This window comes from Rhodoferax sp. GW821-FHT07G04 (assembly GCF_059418585.1).
On record NZ_JBWKQD010000002.1, the window covers coordinates 117,592 to 134,581 of the forward strand.

The window sequence follows — 16,990 nt, forward strand, 5'->3', positions numbered from 1 at the left end:
TATTCTTTGGAATTCCTATGTTTGAACAACTCGGCTTGATCGGATGCGGCCTGATGGGCGGCTCTTTTGCGCTCGCCCTCAAACGTGCGGGCTTGGTCAAGCGCGTGGTCGGCTACAGCAAATCCCCCAGCACCACCGAGCGAGCCCGCCTGATGGGCGTCATCGACGTGGAGGCACCCTCGGCTCTGCTGGCAGTCTCGGGCGCCGACATCGTGCTGATCGCCGTGCCCGTGGCGGCCACGGAAGCCACCTTCAAGGCCATCAAACACCTGGTCACCGCCAATATGCTGGTCATGGACGTGGGCTCCACCAAGCGCGACGTCATTGACGCGGGCCGGCGTGCACTGCGGGAGCATGTGGGCTCCTTTGTGCCCGCCCACCCCATCACCGGCAAGGAAGTGTCGGGCGTGGACAATGCCGATCCCGATCTGTATTCCGGCCGCCAAGTCATTCTGACGCCCATCGAGCGCACGCTGACCGTGCAACTGCAAAAAGCCGTCGAAGTCTGGACCGCATTGGGCTGCCGCGTACTGAAGATGTCGCCCGAGCAGCACGACGCCGCCTTTGCCGCCGTCAGCCACCTGCCGCACCTGATTGCCTTTGCGCTGATGAACTCCATCTCGGGCCAGCCCCAGGGCGCGGATTACCTGTCACTGGCCGGCCCAGGCTTCCGGGATTTCAGCCGCATTGCCGCCAGCGACCCCAAGGTCTGGCGCGACATTCTGATCTCCAACCGCGAAGAACTGCTGGCCCAATCCAAGATCTTCCAGCGCAACCTGCATGCCCTGGAGCTGATGATTTCCAGCGGCAACACGGAGGCTCTGGAGGGCTTGATCGAACAAGCCAGCAACACCCGTGGCACCTGGAGCATGACCTCCAGACACAACCCCTGATTGATGTATTCCACCGCCTTCCTAGACCTCCCCCCACTGGCCGGCGCTTCGGGCTCCGTCACACTGCCAGGCTCCAAGAGCATTTCCAACCGCGTTCTGTTGCTGGCGGCCCTCAGCCAAGGCACCACCACCGTCCACGACCTGCTGGACTCGGACGACACCCGCGTGATGCTGGACGCCCTGCGCACGCTGGGCTGCGGTATCCGCCAAGACGGCAACACCGTGCAAATCGACGGATTGGCCGGTCAACTGGGTGCCAACACGGCTAAATTGTTTTTGGGCAACGCAGGCACCGCCATGCGCCCGCTGACCGCAGCACTGGCGGTCTTGGGTGGCGACTTTGAGCTGGGCGGCATCCCCCGCATGCACGAACGCCCCATTGGCGATCTGGTGGACGCGCTGCGCCAATTGGGCTGCCGCATTGACTACCTGGGCAACGACGGCTTTCCGCCACTGCGTATCGGCCAGCCAGCACTGCAACTCGATGCACCCATCCAGGTCCGCGGCGACGTGTCCAGCCAGTTTCTGACGGCTCTTTTGATGGCGCTGCCTCTGGTGGCCCGGAAGAATATCGTGATTGAGGTCGTGGGCGAGTTGATTTCCAAGCCCTACATCGAAATCACGCTGAACCTGCTGGCACGCTTTGGCGTACAGGTGCGGCGTGACGGCTGGCAGCGTTTCACGATTCCGGCGGGTTGCAAGTTGCAATCACCCGGCGATATCCATGTGGAGGCCGACGCATCATCTGCTAGCTATTTCATAGCGCTTGGTGCAATAGCGACGAGGGCTAGCGGCCAAAATTCCATAAGGATACTCGGCGTGGGAGCCGATTCCATCCAGGGCGACATCCGCTTCATGGATGCGGCCCAGCAAATGGGCGCCCACATTGCCAGCGGCCCCAACTGGCTGGAGGTCTCTCAAGGCGCCTGGCCGCTGAAGGCCATAGACCTGGACTGCAACCATATCCCCGACGCGGCGATGACGCTGGCTGTGATGGCCCTGTACGCCGACGGGACGACCACACTGCGCAATATCGCCAGCTGGCGCGTCAAAGAGACGGACCGCATTGCCGCGATGGCCAACGAACTGCGCAAACTGGGCGCCACCGTGGTCGAGGGCGCGGATTTCATCCAGGTGACGCCGCCTGGGCATGCACCGAGCGACGCCGGGCCGCCCCAAGGCGCGAGCGCCCCCTTGGGGGGCAGCGAACCACACGCAGTGGGGAGCGTGGGGGCAACATCCCAGTGGAAAGCCGCCAGCATCCACACCTATGACGACCACCGCGTCGCCATGTGTTTCTCGCTGGCCGCCTTCAATCCGGCCGGCATCCCGGTGCGCATTGAAGACCCCAAGTGCGTGGCCAAAACCTTCCCGGACTACTTCGAAGCCCTGTTTTCGCTGGCCCACGCGCCACAGGTGAACATTCCTGTCGTCTGTGTGGACGGACCCACCGCCTCGGGCAAGGGCACGCTGGCCGCAGTGCTGGCCGAGAAGCTGGGCTACCACTTCCTGGATTCCGGTTCGCTGTACCGCATCACCGCCTTGGCGGCCCAGCGCGCCGGTTTGGGGCTGGATGCCGCCCATGAAGCTGCCATCGCAGACTTGGTCAAGGGTCTGCACATCCACTTCACCAATGGCCGCGTGCTGCTGGACAGCGACGACGTCAGCGACACCATCCGCACCGAAGAAGCCGGCATGGCCGCATCCAAAGTGTCCTCCCTCCCCCGTGTGCGTGACGCTTTGATCGACTTGCAGCACAGTTTCCGCCAGTTGCCGGGCCTGGTTGCCGATGGGCGTGACATGGGCACCGTGATCTTCCCGGACGCCCCGCTCAAGGTATTCCTGACCGCCAGCGCCGAGCGCCGAGCCGAGCGGCGCTATAAGCAGTTGATTTCTAAGGGAATTTCAACTACACTCCCATCTCTTCGCGCGGACCTGGAGGCTCGCGACGCCCGGGACTCTTCCCGAGCCGTTGCGCCACTCAAGCCCGCAGGAGACGCCCAGTTGCTGGACAACTCGGATTTGACGGTTGAAGAATCGGTCGATCTGGTGTTGAACTGGTGGCAGGGCAAACAGCCTTTTCAAGCCGTTTGAGAAGACTGTCGGTCCACACAACTCCTCTCGCGCAGCAAGCGCACCGGTTGTGTGGTTCAACAACTTAACCCCGTGGTCTTTTGACCGCAAAGCAAATGTCAGAATCTTTCGCAGACCTATTTGAAGAGTCACAAAAACGCTCGGAAACCCGCATCGGTGAAGTCGTTACCGCTGAAGTCGTTCGCATCGAACACAACTTCGTCGTGGTCAATGCCGGCCTCAAGTCCGAAGCGTACGTTCCATTGTCCGAATTCAAGAGCGACAAGGGTGAACTCGAAGTTCAAGTAGGTGAATTCGTTTCCGTCGCCATCGTGGCCATGGAAAACGGTTACGGCGACACCATCGTCAGCCGCGACACCGCCAAGCGCCTGGCTTCGTGGATGTCTCTGGAAAAATCTTTGGAATCCGGCGAATTCGTCACCGGTACCACTTCCGGCAAGGTCAAGGGCGGCCTGACCGTTCTGGTCAACGGCATCCGTGCCTTCCTGCCAGGTTCGTTGGTTGACACACGTCCTACCAAGGACCTGTCTCCGTACGAAAACAAGACCATGGAATTCAAGGTCATCAAGCTGGACCGCAAGCGCAACAACGTCGTGTTGTCCCGCCGTGCCGTGGTCGAAGCCTCCATGGGCGAAGAACGCGCCAAGCTGATGCAGACCCTCAAAGAAGGTTCTGTGGTCCAAGGCGTGGTCAAGAACATCACCGAATACGGTGCGTTCGTGGACCTGGGCGGTATCGATGGCCTGCTGCACATCACCGACATGGCATGGCGCCGCGTCCGTCACCCATCCGAAGTGGTGACCGCTGGTCAAGAAATCACTGCCAAGATCCTGAAGTTCGACACCGAAAAGAACCGTGTCTCGCTGGGTCTGAAGCAAATGGGCGACGATCCTTGGATGGGCGTGAACCGCCGTTACCCCCAAGGTACCCGCATGTTCGGCAAGATCACCAACATCGCCGACTACGGCGCGTTTGTGGAACTCGAACCCGGTATCGAAGGCCTGGTCCACGTGTCCGAAATGGACTGGACCAACAAGAACGTTGCACCTTCGAAGATCGTTGCCCTGGGTGACGAAGTCGAAGTCATGGTTCTGGAAATCGACGAAGACAAGCGTCGCATCTCCCTGGGCATGAAGCAGTGCAAGGCCAACCCATGGCAAGAGTTCGCTCAAAACACCAAGCGCGGCGACCGCGTCAAGGGCCCGATCAAGTCCATCACCGACTTCGGCGTGTTCGTCGGTCTGGCTGCTGGTATCGACGGTCTGGTGCACCTGTCCGATCTGTCCTGGAACGAAACCGGCGAAGCTGCCGTGCGCGAATTCAAGAAGGGTCAAGAAGTCGAGGCTTTGGTCTTGGCTGTGGACGTGGACCGCGAACGCATCTCCCTGGGCATCAAGCAACTGGACTCCGATCCTTTCACCACCTTCGTGTCGATCAACGACAAGGGCCAGGTTGTGACCGGTAAGGTCAAGACTGTGGACCCCAAGGGCGCTGAAATCGACCTGGGCGACGACATCATCGGCTACCTGCGCGCTTCCGAAATCTCCCGCGACCGCGTGGAAGATGCTCGCAACGTGCTGAAGGAAGGCGACGAAGTGACAGCCGTGGTTGTGAACGTGGATCGCAAGACCCGCAACATCCAGTTGTCCATCAAGGCCAAGGACGCTGCTGACCAAAGCGAAGCCATGCAAACGCTGAGCCAGCAATCTGCCCGTGAAAACGCTGGCACAACCAGCCTGGGCGCACTGCTGCGTGCCAAGCTCGACAACAACAACTAAAAATCCGCAAGGGCAGCATGCAAAACCTGCCCTGCACGATTTTTAATATGCTGTTGAATTGAACAAACGGCCGTTACCCCAAACAGGTGTTGGGATACCGGCCGTTTTTCTTGGATAAGAATCTTCTCCCATGACACGCTCTGACCTCGTTGAAGAACTCGCCAACCGCTTTGCGCAACTCACGCACCGCGACACTGAATTCGCCGTCAAGGCCATTCTGGACGCGATGAACGACGCCCTGGTTGCTGGCCACCGCATCGAAATCCGTGGCTTCGGCAGTTTCTCCATCAACCACCGCCCGCCCCGCATGGGCCGCAATCCCCGCAGCGGTGAGAGTGTCGCCATCCCCGAAAAACGCGTCCCCCATTTCAAGCCGGGCAAAGCCTTGCGCGAATCCGTGGACCAGCGCACAGCCGAGTTGGAAACCAAGACCAAACCGTAGTACCCCGACTGGGCGTTCTGCCCTTGCAGGCTATTAGAATCTCCACACACCGGGGAGATCGATGAAACAACTTGTATGGTTCTTTAAGTGGATGCTTAAAGCAGCCATTTTTTTTACCCTTTTTGCCTTCGCGCTGAACAACCAGCACGATGCCACGGTGCGCTTTTTCTTCGGACAACAGTGGACGGCCCCCTTGGTCCTGGTCGTGCTGATAGCCTTTGCGATCGGACTGGTCATTGGCGTGCTGGGCATGGTGCCCCGCTGGTGGCGCCACCGCCGCGAAGCCGCACAGGCACGCCAGACGGCAGCCGCAGCCTCCACGGCCGCCGCGGCCATGCCGGAAAAAGCCCCTTTGCCCCCACAACAACCCCAACAGCCCCCGTATGGAATTTGATCTCAGCCTGATGCTGCTGGCGCTGCCAGTCGTCTTTGTGTTGGGCTGGATGGCATCGCGATTCGATATGCGCCAGTTGCGCATGGAGAACCGCCAAGCACCCAAGGCCTACTTCAAAGGCCTCAACTTCCTGCTCAACGAGCAGCAGGACCAGGCCATCGACGCCTTTATCGAGGCCGTGCAAAACGACCCCGACACCTCCGAACTGCACTTCGCACTGGGCAACTTGTTCCGCCGGCGTGGCGAGTACGAGCGCGCCGTGCGTGTGCACCAGCACCTGCTGTCCCGCGGAGACCTGAGCCAGGACGACCGGCACCGTGCCCAGCATGCACTGGCGCTGGACTACCTGAAGGCCGGTTTGTTGGACCGGGCAGAAGAGGCTCTGCTCAAACTCGATGGCACCCGCTTTGAAGGCCAGGCCCGATTGGCACTGCTGGCCAATTACGAGCGCTCACGTGACTGGGAACATGCGGCGCACATCGCGCAAAAACTGGAGTCCTCGGGCCAGGGTAGCTTCAAGGGGCGCCTGTCCCACTACCTGTGTGAACAAGCCGCCACCAGCGCGGCTGCGAACGACCTGACCCAGGCCACGGAATACCTGAACCAGGCCATGCACATCGCACCCGAAGCCCCGCGCGCGCGCATGGACTTGGCCCAACTGCAAAGCCAGCAAGGCCAGCACGCGCTGGCTTGCGAGACGCTGACCCAGGCCCTGACCACAGCGCCCTCGGCCACGGCCCTGATTGCGCCGCTGCTGGCCCGCAATGCCATTGCTGCCGGTCAAGGCGTGCGCACACTGGCCCGACTGAAGGCGGTCTATACCCATACCCCCTCTTTAGATGTGTTGGATGCCATCGTTGCGCTGGAGGCCGCCAGCGGCGCACCTACCGCCACTGCGCGTGAATGGTATGCCCGCCATCTGGAGAACGAGCCCTCGCTGGTAGCTGCCGCTAAATGGATTGCAGGCGAAAAGCTGGAGCACGAGCAATTCCATCCCCAGGTGCAACGCGCGCTGGACCAGGCCGTCAAACCCCTGACCCGCTACCGTTGCGCGGCCTGTGGCTTTGAGGCCAAGCAGCATTTCTGGCACTGCCCCGGCTGCCAAGCCTGGGACAGTTATCCCGCCCGTAGAGTTGAAGAGTTATGACAATTTCCAAAGAAAAAATGGCCACCGCCCAGGTGCTGGTGGTTGGCGACGTAATGTTGGACCGCTACTGGTACGGCGCTGTGGACCGCATCTCGCCCGAGGCACCCGTGCCCGTGGTGCGCATCACACGCGAAGAAGAGCGCAATGGTGGTGCGGCCAACGTCGCCTACAACGTGGTCACTTTGGGCGCGCAAGCCTCGCTGTTGACCGTAGTCGGTGACGACGAGGCCAGCCATAAGTTGGAAGCCCTGGTCGCGCAGACCGGCATCCAGCCCCATTTCGGCCGTGACGCCGACCTCAAGACCACCGTCAAGCTGCGGGTCATTGGCCGCCAGCAGCAGTTGCTGCGCCTGGACTTTGAAAACACCCCCAAGAACGAACTGCTGGCCTCGCAAACCGCCGCCTTTGAAAACCTGCTGCCCGTGCATGGCGCTGTGCTGTTTTCCGACTACGGCAAGGGTGGCCTGGGCCATATCACCGACATGATTGCCCGCGCCCGCACGGCCGGCAAACCCATCCTGGTAGACCCCAAGGGCAGTGACTTCATACGCTACCAAGGCGCCACCGTCATCACACCCAACCGGGCCGAGCTGCAACAGGTCATTGGCGCATGGCGTGACGAGGACGATCTGCGTAGCAAGGTGCACAACTTGCGCAAAGCCTCCAAACTCCAAGCCATCTTGCTAACCCGCAGCGAAGAAGGCATGACACTGTTTGACGACCACGGCGAGTTGCACGTCAGCGCCCAGGCGCGCGAGGTGTTTGACGTGACCGGCGCGGGCGACACCGTCATCGCCACGATGGCCGCGCTGGTCGCAGGCGGCACCAGCCTACGCGACGCCGTGCCCATCGCCAACCGGGCCGGTGGCATCGTGGTCGGCAAGTTTGGTACGGCCACCGTCAGCTACGACGAGTTGTTTGCCAACCACTGAACTGAGCAGCACAGAAAGAACCCAGCTATGACACGCATCGTGGTAACCGGAGCCGCAGGCTTTATTGGCAGCAACATCATCAAGGGCCTGAATGCACGCGGCATTGACGACATCATCGCCGTGGATGACCTCAAGCAGGGCGACAAATTCCGCAACCTGGCCGGCCTGCGCATTGCCGACTATGTGGATGCCGACACCTTCTACGAGGCTTTCGCCAATGGTGCCTATGGCCAGATCGAGGCCGTGTTCCACGAAGGCGCCTGCAGCGACACCATGGAGCTGGATGGCAAGTACATGATGGCCAACAACTACACGCTGTCGTGCCAGTTGTTCCAGGCCTGCCAGAAGCGCGGTGCGCGCTTGTTGTATGCATCGTCCGCCGCCACCTATGGCGGCTCCGACACCTTCCGCGAAGAGCCTGCCTTCGAGCGCCCGCTGAATGTCTACGGCTACTCCAAGCTTCTGTTCGACCAGCGCATGCGCCGCGAGTGCGGTAACCACTTCGAGCGCACCAAAGCCGGCAAAACCAACCAGGTCGTGGGCTTTCGCTACTTCAATGTCTATGGCCCGCACGAGCAGCACAAGGGCCGCATGGCCAGCGTGGCGTTTCACCAATTCCACCAGTTCCGTGCCGACGGCAAGGTCAAATTGTTTGGCGACTATGGTGGCTACCAGGCCGGTGGCCAGATGCGCGATTTTGTCTACATCGACGATGTAGTGGCGGTCAATTTGTGGTTCTTCGACCACCCGGCCGAATCGGGCATCTACAACCTGGGCACCGGCCAGGCCCAGCCCTTCAATGACGTGGCCATCACCGTGGTCAACACCTTGCGCGAGCAGGCTGGCCAAGGCGCTCTCAGCCTGCAAGAGGCCGTGTCCAACGGCTTGATCGAGTACATCAGCTTCCCCGATGCCTTGCGCGGCAAGTACCAGAGCTACACCCAGGCCGACCTCAGCGCCCTGCGCAGCACCGGCTGCCAGCATGTGTTCGCCAATGTGCAAAGCGGCGTGCGCTCCTATGTGCAGGCGCTGACGGCAGGCGTTTGAGGCGCGGGTCAACCACGGCGACAGACCACACGTTGTGCAGTGGACACCAGCTTCTGGTGCCACACACCTCCCCGGTTCACCCCCTCTTCCTGAAGGACACGCACATGTTGAAAAAGATTCTGGCCCTTATGGTCATGCTGTACGCCTCGCTCAGTTTCGCCGCGGTCGATGTCAACAAGGCAACTGCCGCTGAACTGGATGGCGTCAAGGGCATTGGCCCCGCCATCTCCGGCAAGATTGTGGACGAACGCAAGAAAGGCAACTTCAAAGACTGGAACGACTTCATCGAGCGCGTCAAAGGCGTCGGTGAAGGCAATGCCACCAAGTTCTCTGCCGAAGGCCTGACCGTCAATGGTGCCGGCTTCAAGGGCGCAGCCGCTGCACCAGCGGCACCTGCAGCTCCCGCCGCCAAGACCGAAGCCAAGCCCGCCGCGGCAGCCTCTGCCCCCGCAGCAGCAACACCCGCTCCTGCTGCCAAGGAAGAAAAGAAGGACCCCAAGGCCGAAGCCAAGATGAAGGCCGACGAAGCCAAGAAGGCCAAGGCCGAAGAAAAGGCAAAGAAGGCTGAAGAAGCCAAGGCCAAGAAAGAGGCTGCCAAGCAAGCCAAGGAAGATGCCAAGAAGGCCAAGACTGACGCACCTGCCGCTGCTGCCAGCACCCCCAAGAAGTAAGCCTTATTTGCGCTTTCACCCCAAAACCCGCTTCGGCGGGTTTTGTTTTTATCAAACTCGCCACTAACCCTCACCGTTACTGCGTGAGTTGCTATTAAAAATAGAGCAAATCAGGTATTGAGCAAGGCAATCAGATCCGTGGTCCCCGGGTCCACACCGGCCTGCATCAGCAAGGTCGTCACTTGGCCACGGTGATGGGTCTGGTGATTGAAGAAATGGGTCAGGGCCTGCCAAGCCGGGTGGGCGCGCTGCACACCCTTGGAATTGGCATAACGCATCGTGAACTGCGCATAGTCCTCGGGCATATCGGCCACCCATTGCACGATAGCCGCATCCATCTGTGCCCGCTTGACTCGCAGAGCGGTCCAATCCTCAAACAGCACCGTATTCAGCGTCGCACCTTCTGGCAGATCCAGCACCGCATCGCTCAGGCTGGGTGCCTGCCAACCGTGGTCCAACCCGCATTGTCGAAAGCGCTTGAGCCAGATCTGGTCACCCACCAGCACATGGTTCAGCGTGTGGTGGATGGAGCCGAAAAAGGCCCCGCGATCCTGCTTGCGCTGTGCATCGGTCAGCCGCTCGCAGGCATCGAACAGCCTGGCATTGAACCACTGGTTGTAGCGGGCCAGGAAACGGTAGTTGTCGTTGAAAGAATCGTTCATGCGCCGCATTGTGCAGCGTCAGACTTCTTCCGTCTGCACAATGGGGGATCCGCATCATGAGAATCAACCTCGGTATCAAGACGCATGCATGCGAAAAGCCTGAACCTCTGCTGCCACGTCTCTGGGCAACCGCTTGGTCTTCTTGGTTTCCTTGCCCTTCACCAGCACGAAATCCTTGGCCCATCGGTAGTGTTCGTCGTAGTAACGTACGTGAAACGCAGTCTCGGGATTCGAAAAGGATAGCTCTTTGAGAATGGGCTTGGGATATGCACCCGCGGTAACAAAGCTCAAGCTGATGCAGTCGGGCTCGATGAGCAGGCGAATTTCCTCAGCGTTCCATTTGGTGCCCCAGTGCGCGTTGCACCATCCGTACCAATCACCATGGCCGTGTTGCAAGACATTGCTGCGAAAGGCCTGCGCCGGAACAAGGTACATGTCAGCACAATCAAATGAACGCAAACACGCGATAACCTGCTCGCGAGACTCTAGTGGAAACGGGAATCCAAACTTTTCCGCCGGCTCCTTGAACATCCATCGCTGCGCTTCCAACTGCCAGTCTCCGTACAAAGCAGCATATCCCGTCTCCACCATACTGTCGGACTCAATCTGCAGCTCCGGCGGCATCGGCAAAACACTGTTGAAGTCAAAGCTGGCATTGAACATGAAACTGTGGCCTGATGAAGTGTTCGCGGAGAAGAAGAACGAACGCGTGGGTTCCCGCAAGGCGACAAATCAGGGCTCTCTACTCTGAGTATTTTTTGACGAGCCTGTCGTAGGCACCCGATTGCTTCAGCATCAACAGCGCCTGGTCAAAAGCGTCTCGCAGCGCAGTATGGTTGCGCAGCTTGGAAAAGCCCACGTAGGCCTGCACCACCTGGATGGGCTGCTTCAGCTCGCGCACCTTGCCAAACAGACCCAGGCGTTTGAGCTCATGGTGTGCGCCATCGCGGTTGCTGACCCAGATGTCGATGCGCCCATTGACCAGCTTGCGGATATTGCTCTCGATGGAAGCCGCCGGCTCGGTGCGCAAGAGCCCGTATTTGATCGCCGTGTCAAAGCGCTCGCCATAGCTGGTCTTGGGGGTGATGCCAAAGTTATAGGGTTGCAGCCGGGTCAGGTCTCCGTTGAATTCAATTTTTGTGTTTTTCAGCGTCCACAGCGCAATCGTCTGCGTCACCACAACCTCTTTGGAGAACAGCGTGAAGGCCTGCCGCTCTTCGTTCTGGAAGAAGGTGAAGATGCCATCCACCTCGCCGCGCTCAAACAAGACCTGGCAACGGGTCCAGGGCAAGACCTCGATGCTGGCCTCGTGGTTCATCAATTTGAAGGCCGCGCGGATGATGTCCACCGCCATCCCTTTGACCTCGCCGTTTTCGGTGTACTCATAGGGCGGGTACTCAAAGGTCACCAGCTTGAAGGTGTCGGCCCAGGCGGCCCCCGCAGTGGCGAGCGCACAGGCGAGCAGTAGCTTTGAAAACCACATGGTGATTCTCCGTTCTTGAAAACAATGGACAGCGGCACCTTGGCCGCCTGCGGTCTGCGCCTCTTGCGGCTAGGCCGCGCGCAAACGTGCGAGGGGTACCAGGGGCACAACGGGCGCGGCTCCCGATAGCCGGCTACCCGCCGGTACACCGCCCGGGGTATGGCCCGCACCCAGCTTGAAGGTCGCCATCACTTCGGCCATGCGCTCGGTCTGCTCGCGCATGCTTTCGGCGGCCGCCGCAGATTCCTCCACCAACGCCGCGTTCTGCTGCGTCATCTGGTCCAGCTGGGCCACCGCGGTGTTGACGGCATCGATGCCGTGGCTTTGCTCGGCCGATGCGGCCGTGATCTCGCCAATGATGTCCGATACCCGCTGCACCGATTGCACGATCTCGGCCATGGTCTGGCCTGCGCTGTCCACCAGTTGCGTGCCCACTTCCACGCGCTCCACGCTGGCGTTGATCAACTGCTTGATCTCCTTCGCAGCCTCGGCGCTGCGCCCGGCCAAGGACCGCACTTCACTCGCAACGACGGCAAAGCCACGGCCCTGCTCGCCGGCGCGCGCTGCTTCCACCGCCGCATTCAGCGCAAGAATATTGGTCTGGAAGGCAATGCCATCGATGACGCCAATGATCTCGCTGATCTTCTTGGAACTGGCGTTGATTTCCTGCATGGTGCGCACCACTTGGGTCACCTCGGCCCCGCCACGTGCGGCCACCTGACCGGCCGATGACGACAGCTGGTTGGCCTGCTGCGACGCATCGGCCGACTGCCGCACCGCGTTTGTCAGCTGGTCCATGTTGGAGGCCGTGCGCTGCAGGTTGATGGCGGTCTGCTCGGTGCGCACGCTCAGGTCCTGGTTGCCGGACGCGATCTCGGCACTGGCCGTCGACAGGTTGTCGGTGGAGTGGCGCACCTGGCCCACCAGATGGCCCAGTGCCAGGCGCATGGCCTCCAGAGACTTCAGCAAACCGGCCGCCTCGTCATTACCGCCGGTGTCAATGCCATGGTCCGTCAGATCGCCCTGGGCGATGGCCCGCGAGAACTGCAAGGCCCGGTCTATGGGCTGGCAGATAGAGCGCATATTGACCAAGGTGGCCGGCACCACCAGCAACAGGCCCAACACCACGGCCACCGCAAACAGGCGCTCCATCTGCTGCGCCACGGCGGCCTGCTCGCCCACGGCGTGCTCCACGTCCTGGCGCAGCGCGGTGTCTACCAGGTTGAGCGCCGCCTCGGCTTCGTCAAACTTCAGCAAGGCCTTGGCGCTCAGGCGGTTGGCGATGGTGGCCGTGTCGTAGCCCTGGGCCTCCAACTGGCGCGCGATGGGCAGGAACAGGTCGCGGTAGGCGTGCAGCGCGTCTGATACCTTTTGCACATTGGCCTTGCTCGCGTCCTGCAGGCCCGTCTGCAACTCTTGAACCACGCCATCGGCATGCTGCAGGCTGGCCTGCCACTTGGCCTGCGCGGCCTTCACGCCCTCTGCGCTCTCGTACTGGATGATCATGTCCTTGTCGTGCCGGCGGGCCATGTTCATGTCGGTGCGCAGCGCGTTCATCTGCCCTACCAGCACATTGGACTGGTGCGTGGACTGCTCGCTCATGCCGTAGATGCGCGCCATGCCATACAAGCCCGCCCCACCCAACACACACACCAGGGTTGTCACCACGCACAGTGTGGCCCACATCCGAAAACGGATCGTGAATCGGCGCATCCAGGAATGGGTTTGCATGGTGTTTCTCCTTCAAAGTGCCTAGGTATCGGGTGGCTCGCCGTGGGTCAGGTCCCGTAGCCCCCACCGCCGGGGGTGGCGATTTCAAACACATCGCCAGCCTGCATTTCGGCCTGGCCGATGTGGCCAATTTCTTCGATGCGGCCATTGGCCCGCAGCACGCGGTTGCGGCCGACCTCGCCCGCCCCCCCGCCAGCCATGCCGAATGCGCCCTGCGTGCGGCCGTTGGACAGAATGCTGGCCGTCATGGTCTCCAGGAAGCGCACGCGGCGCACACCGCCATTGCCGCCCCGCCATTGGCCCGCGCCGCCCGAGCCCTCGCGGATCTCGTAGCTGTCCAGCCGCACCGGAAAGCGGAACTCGAAGATCTCCGGGTCGGTCAATCGCGAATTGGTCATGTGCGTCTGCACAACGCTGGTGCCATTGAAGCCCCCTACGGCTTCGCCCGCTGCATTCAACACCGCGCCCGCGCCCGAGCCACCCGAGATCGTCTCGTAGTACTGGTAGCGCGCATTGCCAAAGGTGAAGTTGTTCATCGTGCACTGGCTGCCTGCCATCACACCCAGCGCGCCGTAGAGCGCATTGGTGATGCAGCTGGATGTCTCCACATTGCCCGCCACCACGGAGGCCGGCGGGTTGGGGTTGAGCATGGAGCCCTGCGGAATGATGACCTGCAGGGGCTTCAAGCAACCTGCGTTCAGCGGAATGTCGTCGTCCACCAGCGTGCGGAACACATACAGCACAGCCGCCATGCACACCGCGGTGGGCGCATTGAAGTTGTTGATCTGCTGCGGCGAGGTGCCAGTGAAGTCGATGACGGCGCTGCGTGCCTTGGCGTTCACCCGTATCGCAACCTGGATCTGCGCGCCGTTGTCCAGCGGCAGCGTGAAGGCACCATCCTTCAGGCGCGTGATGACGCGGCGCACAGACTCCTCGGCGTTGTCCTGCACATGGCGCATATAGGCCTGCACGACATCCAGCCCAAAGTGCTCCACCATCTTGCGCAGCTCCTGCACGCCTTTTTCGTTGGCAGCGATCTGTGCGTTCAGGTCGGCCATGTTCTGCTGCGTGTTGCGCGAGGGGTATTCGCCGCTGCTGAGCAGGGCCACCATCTCGGCCTCGCGCAGCACACCACGGTCCACCAGCTTGAAGTTGGTGATCTGCACACCCTCTTCTTCAATACGGGTGGAGAACGGGGGCATGGAACCCGGTGTGGTGCCGCCCACGTCCGCATGGTGGCCACGGCTGCCAACGTAGAAGGTCGGCTTGCCATCCAGATACACCGGCGTGATGACGGTGATGTCGGGCAGGTGCGTGCCACCGTGGTAGGGGTCGTTCAGCACATAGACATCACCGGGCTGCATCGTGGCAGCGTTCTCCTGCACCACGGTCTTGATGCTCTCGCCCATTGACCCTAAGTGCACCGGCATGTGGGGTGCGTTGGCGATGAGGTTGCCCTCTGCATCGAACAGCGCGCAGCTGAAGTCCAGGCGCTCCTTGATATTGACCGAGTAGGCCGTGTTCTGCAGTTGCAGGCCCATCTGCTCAGCAATATTCATGAACAGGTTGTTGAAGACCTCCAGCAGCACCGGGTCCACCGTCGTGCCTACTGCAAATTTGATAGCACGTTTTTCAGTGCGGACGAGGGCTAGATGGTCAAACTCCGTAAGCGTTGCCTGCCAGCCGGGCTCCACCACGGTGGTCGCGTTCTTCTCGGCAATGATGGCCGGCCCGGCCACCACATCGCCGGGGCGCAGGTCCTCGCGCACCACCAGCGATGCCTCTACCCAGTTCCCGCCCGAGTACATGCGCACACGCTCGCGCACGGCACCGCTGGCCTGCAGGTCACGCACCGGGTGCACGGTATGGCGGGGCTCTTCGGGCGCATCCCCGGCAATCACCGCCTCCACCGACACGGCTTCCACGACCAGGCCCTTGCCCTCCATCAGGAAGGCAAAGCGCTGGCGGTAGGCTGCCTCAAAGCCCGCCATGATCAGTGCCACTGTGCCCTGGGCGTCCGCACCACCCGCGGGGTAAGGCACTACCAGAGCCGAGTCGCTACCTTCGTAGCGCACATGCACGCGGTGGTGCGTGGTGATGGCTCCGTGGTTGACCTGCTGGCGTGTCAACTCGCCTTCGGCCTGTGAGGCCAGCCCATCCAGCTGGGCGGCAATAGTGGGCAGGGCCTCCGGGCTGAGCTGGATTTCGATGGCACGCTCCCGTATCACCGACTGGTCGGCCAAGCCCATGCCGTAGGCGCTGAGCACGCCCGCCAGCGGGTGCACAAACACGCGGGTCATGCCCAGCGCGTCGGCCACCAGGCAGGCATGCTGTCCGCCGGCACCGCCAAAGCACTGCAGCGTGTAGCCGGTCACGTCATAGCCCCGGGCTACCGAGATTTTCTTGATGGCATTGGCCATCTGCTGCACGGCGATGTTGATGAAGCCCTCGGCCACCTCTTCGGCGGGCAGCTTGGTCTGCTCGGCCAGGCGCGCAAACTGGGTTTGCACGGCGTCCAGGCTCAGCGCCTCGTTGGCGTGGGGGCCAAACACCTTGGGGAAGTAGCGCGGCTGGATCTTGCCCAGCATCACATTCGCATCGGTCACGGCCAAGGTGCCGCCACGGCGGTAGCTGGCCGGCCCGGGGTTGGCGCCGGCACTCTCGGGCCCTACGCGAAAGCGCGAACCGTCAAAGGTCAGCAGCGAGCCACCACCGGCCGCCACGGTGTGAATGCTCATCATCGGCGCGCGCATACGCACGCCGGCCACCTGGGTCTCGAACTCGCGTTCGAACTCACCGGCGTAGTGGCTCACATCGGTGGACGTGCCGCCCATGTCAAAGCCAATCGTCTTCTGGATGCCGGCTATGGCCGCGGTGCGGGCCATACCCACAATGCCACCGGCCGGGCCGCTCAGAATCGCGTCTTTGCCCTGGAAGCTGTGGGCGTCGGTCAAGCCGCCGGACGACTGCATGAAGAACAGCTTGACGCCTGGCATCTCACCCGCCACCTGCTCCACGTAGCGGCGCAGGATGGGCGACAGGTAGGCATCGACCACCGTGGTATCGCCGCGGCTGACGAACTTCATCATCGGGCTGGTTTCGTGTGAGGTGCTGATCTGCGTGAAGCCGATCTCCTCTGCCAACCGCTTGGCTGCCAGTTCGTGTGCGGTATAGCGGTAGCCGTGCATGAACACAATCGCAACGCTGCGCAGCCCTCGTCCGTATTGAGCCTGCAGCTCTTCTTTTAATAGCAACTCATTCAACGCCTCGATTTTCTCGCCGTGCGCACCGACCCGCTCCTGGGCCTCTACGACGGCGCTGTACAGCAGTTCGGGCAACTGGATGTTGCGGTCAAAGATGCGCGGGCGGTTCTGGTAGGCAATGCGCAGCGCGTCGCGAAAGCCGCGCGTGGTAACCAAGAGGGTGGGCTCACCCTTGCGCTCCAGCAGCGCATTGGTGGCCACCGTGGTGCCCATCTTCACGCAGGCCACGCGGTCGGGAGTGACCGGCTCGCCCTTTTTGAGGCCCAGCAGGTGGCGTATGCCGGCCACGGCTGCGTCCTTGTACTGCTCGGGGTTTTCGCTCAGCAGTTTGTGGGTGACCAGGGTGCCGTCGGGGCGCTTGCCCACGATGTCGGTGAAAGTGCCGCCACGGTCGATCCAGAATTGCCAGAGCTTGGAGTCCGATGGGGTGCTGCCGTTTTGCATGGTGCTGAA

Annotated in this window: 14 protein-coding genes; 9 read left to right on the plus strand and 5 right to left on the minus strand. The window is 61.5% G+C overall.

The genetic code is table 11. The annotated features are described in order from the left end of the window. Positions 1–17 precede the first annotated feature (17 nt). The 9 genes from AC07OO_RS09735 (at position 18) to AC07OO_RS09775 (ending at position 9,398) form a co-directional block, all read left to right on the plus strand. On the plus strand, positions 18–893 hold the full coding sequence (locus AC07OO_RS09735) for a prephenate dehydrogenase (RefSeq protein ID WP_495081903.1): 876 nt from the start codon (positions 18–20) through the stop codon (positions 891–893). 3 nt (positions 894–896) lie between these two features. After that, positions 897–2,987 carry a bifunctional 3-phosphoshikimate 1-carboxyvinyltransferase/cytidylate kinase gene (locus AC07OO_RS09740; protein WP_495081904.1) on the plus strand — a complete coding sequence of 697 codons (2,091 nt, stop codon included), beginning with the start codon at positions 897–899 and terminating at the stop codon, positions 2,985–2,987. 95 nt (positions 2,988–3,082) lie between these two features. Next, positions 3,083–4,765: a 30S ribosomal protein S1 gene (gene rpsA, locus AC07OO_RS09745; protein WP_495081905.1), complete on the plus strand. Its 1,683-nt coding sequence runs from the start codon at positions 3,083–3,085 to the stop codon at positions 4,763–4,765. Between the two features lie 130 nt (positions 4,766–4,895). Continuing rightward, positions 4,896–5,207 carry an integration host factor subunit beta gene (locus AC07OO_RS09750; protein WP_495081906.1) on the plus strand — a complete coding sequence of 104 codons (312 nt, stop codon included), beginning with the start codon at positions 4,896–4,898 and terminating at the stop codon, positions 5,205–5,207. A gap of 61 nt (positions 5,208–5,268) precedes the next feature. Next, positions 5,269–5,601, plus strand: a complete 333-nt coding sequence (locus AC07OO_RS09755) for a LapA family protein (RefSeq protein WP_495081907.1) — start codon at positions 5,269–5,271, stop codon at positions 5,599–5,601. Beyond that, positions 5,591–6,748 carry a lipopolysaccharide assembly protein LapB gene (gene lapB, locus AC07OO_RS09760; protein WP_495081908.1) on the plus strand — a complete coding sequence of 386 codons (1,158 nt, stop codon included), beginning with the start codon at positions 5,591–5,593 and terminating at the stop codon, positions 6,746–6,748. Before AC07OO_RS09755 ends, lapB begins: the two co-directional genes overlap by 11 nt. After that, the gene (gene rfaE1, locus AC07OO_RS09765) at positions 6,745–7,680 is read left to right on the plus strand and encodes a D-glycero-beta-D-manno-heptose-7-phosphate kinase (RefSeq protein ID WP_495081909.1); all 936 of its coding nucleotides are present in this window, start codon (positions 6,745–6,747) and stop codon (positions 7,678–7,680) included. Before lapB ends, rfaE1 begins: the two co-directional genes overlap by 4 nt. A gap of 27 nt (positions 7,681–7,707) precedes the next feature. Continuing rightward, the gene (gene rfaD / locus AC07OO_RS09770; protein ID WP_495081910.1) at positions 7,708–8,727 is read left to right on the plus strand and encodes an ADP-glyceromanno-heptose 6-epimerase; all 1,020 of its coding nucleotides are present in this window, start codon (positions 7,708–7,710) and stop codon (positions 8,725–8,727) included. 104 nt (positions 8,728–8,831) lie between these two features. Further along, positions 8,832–9,398: a ComEA family DNA-binding protein gene (locus tag AC07OO_RS09775; RefSeq protein WP_495081911.1), complete on the plus strand. Its 567-nt coding sequence runs from the start codon at positions 8,832–8,834 to the stop codon at positions 9,396–9,398. Between the two features lie 110 nt (positions 9,399–9,508). On the opposite strand, the gene AC07OO_RS09780 is transcribed toward AC07OO_RS09775, so the two are convergent. The 5 genes from AC07OO_RS09780 to AC07OO_RS09800 form a co-directional block, all read right to left on the minus strand. Beyond that, positions 9,509–10,060 carry a DinB family protein gene (locus tag AC07OO_RS09780; protein ID WP_495081912.1) on the minus strand — a complete coding sequence of 184 codons (552 nt, stop codon included), beginning with the start codon at positions 10,058–10,060 and terminating at the stop codon, positions 9,509–9,511. Positions 10,061–10,135: 75 nt separating this feature from the next. Then, positions 10,136–10,723, minus strand: a complete 588-nt coding sequence (locus AC07OO_RS09785; RefSeq protein ID WP_495081913.1) for a hypothetical protein — start codon at positions 10,721–10,723, stop codon at positions 10,136–10,138. A 79-nt stretch (positions 10,724–10,802) separates the two neighbouring features. Further along, entirely contained in the window at positions 10,803–11,543 is a 741-nt protein-coding gene (locus AC07OO_RS09790; protein ID WP_495081914.1) for a substrate-binding periplasmic protein, read from the minus strand. 69 nt (positions 11,544–11,612) lie between these two features. Then, complete coding sequence (locus tag AC07OO_RS09795; RefSeq protein ID WP_495081915.1) at positions 11,613–13,274, minus strand: methyl-accepting chemotaxis protein; 1,662 nt, start codon at positions 13,272–13,274, stop codon at positions 11,613–11,615. A 47-nt stretch (positions 13,275–13,321) separates the two neighbouring features. Continuing rightward, positions 13,322–16,981 carry a hydantoinase B/oxoprolinase family protein gene (locus AC07OO_RS09800; RefSeq protein WP_495081916.1) on the minus strand — a complete coding sequence of 1,220 codons (3,660 nt, stop codon included), beginning with the start codon at positions 16,979–16,981 and terminating at the stop codon, positions 13,322–13,324. Between the last annotated feature and the right edge of the window lie 9 nt (positions 16,982–16,990).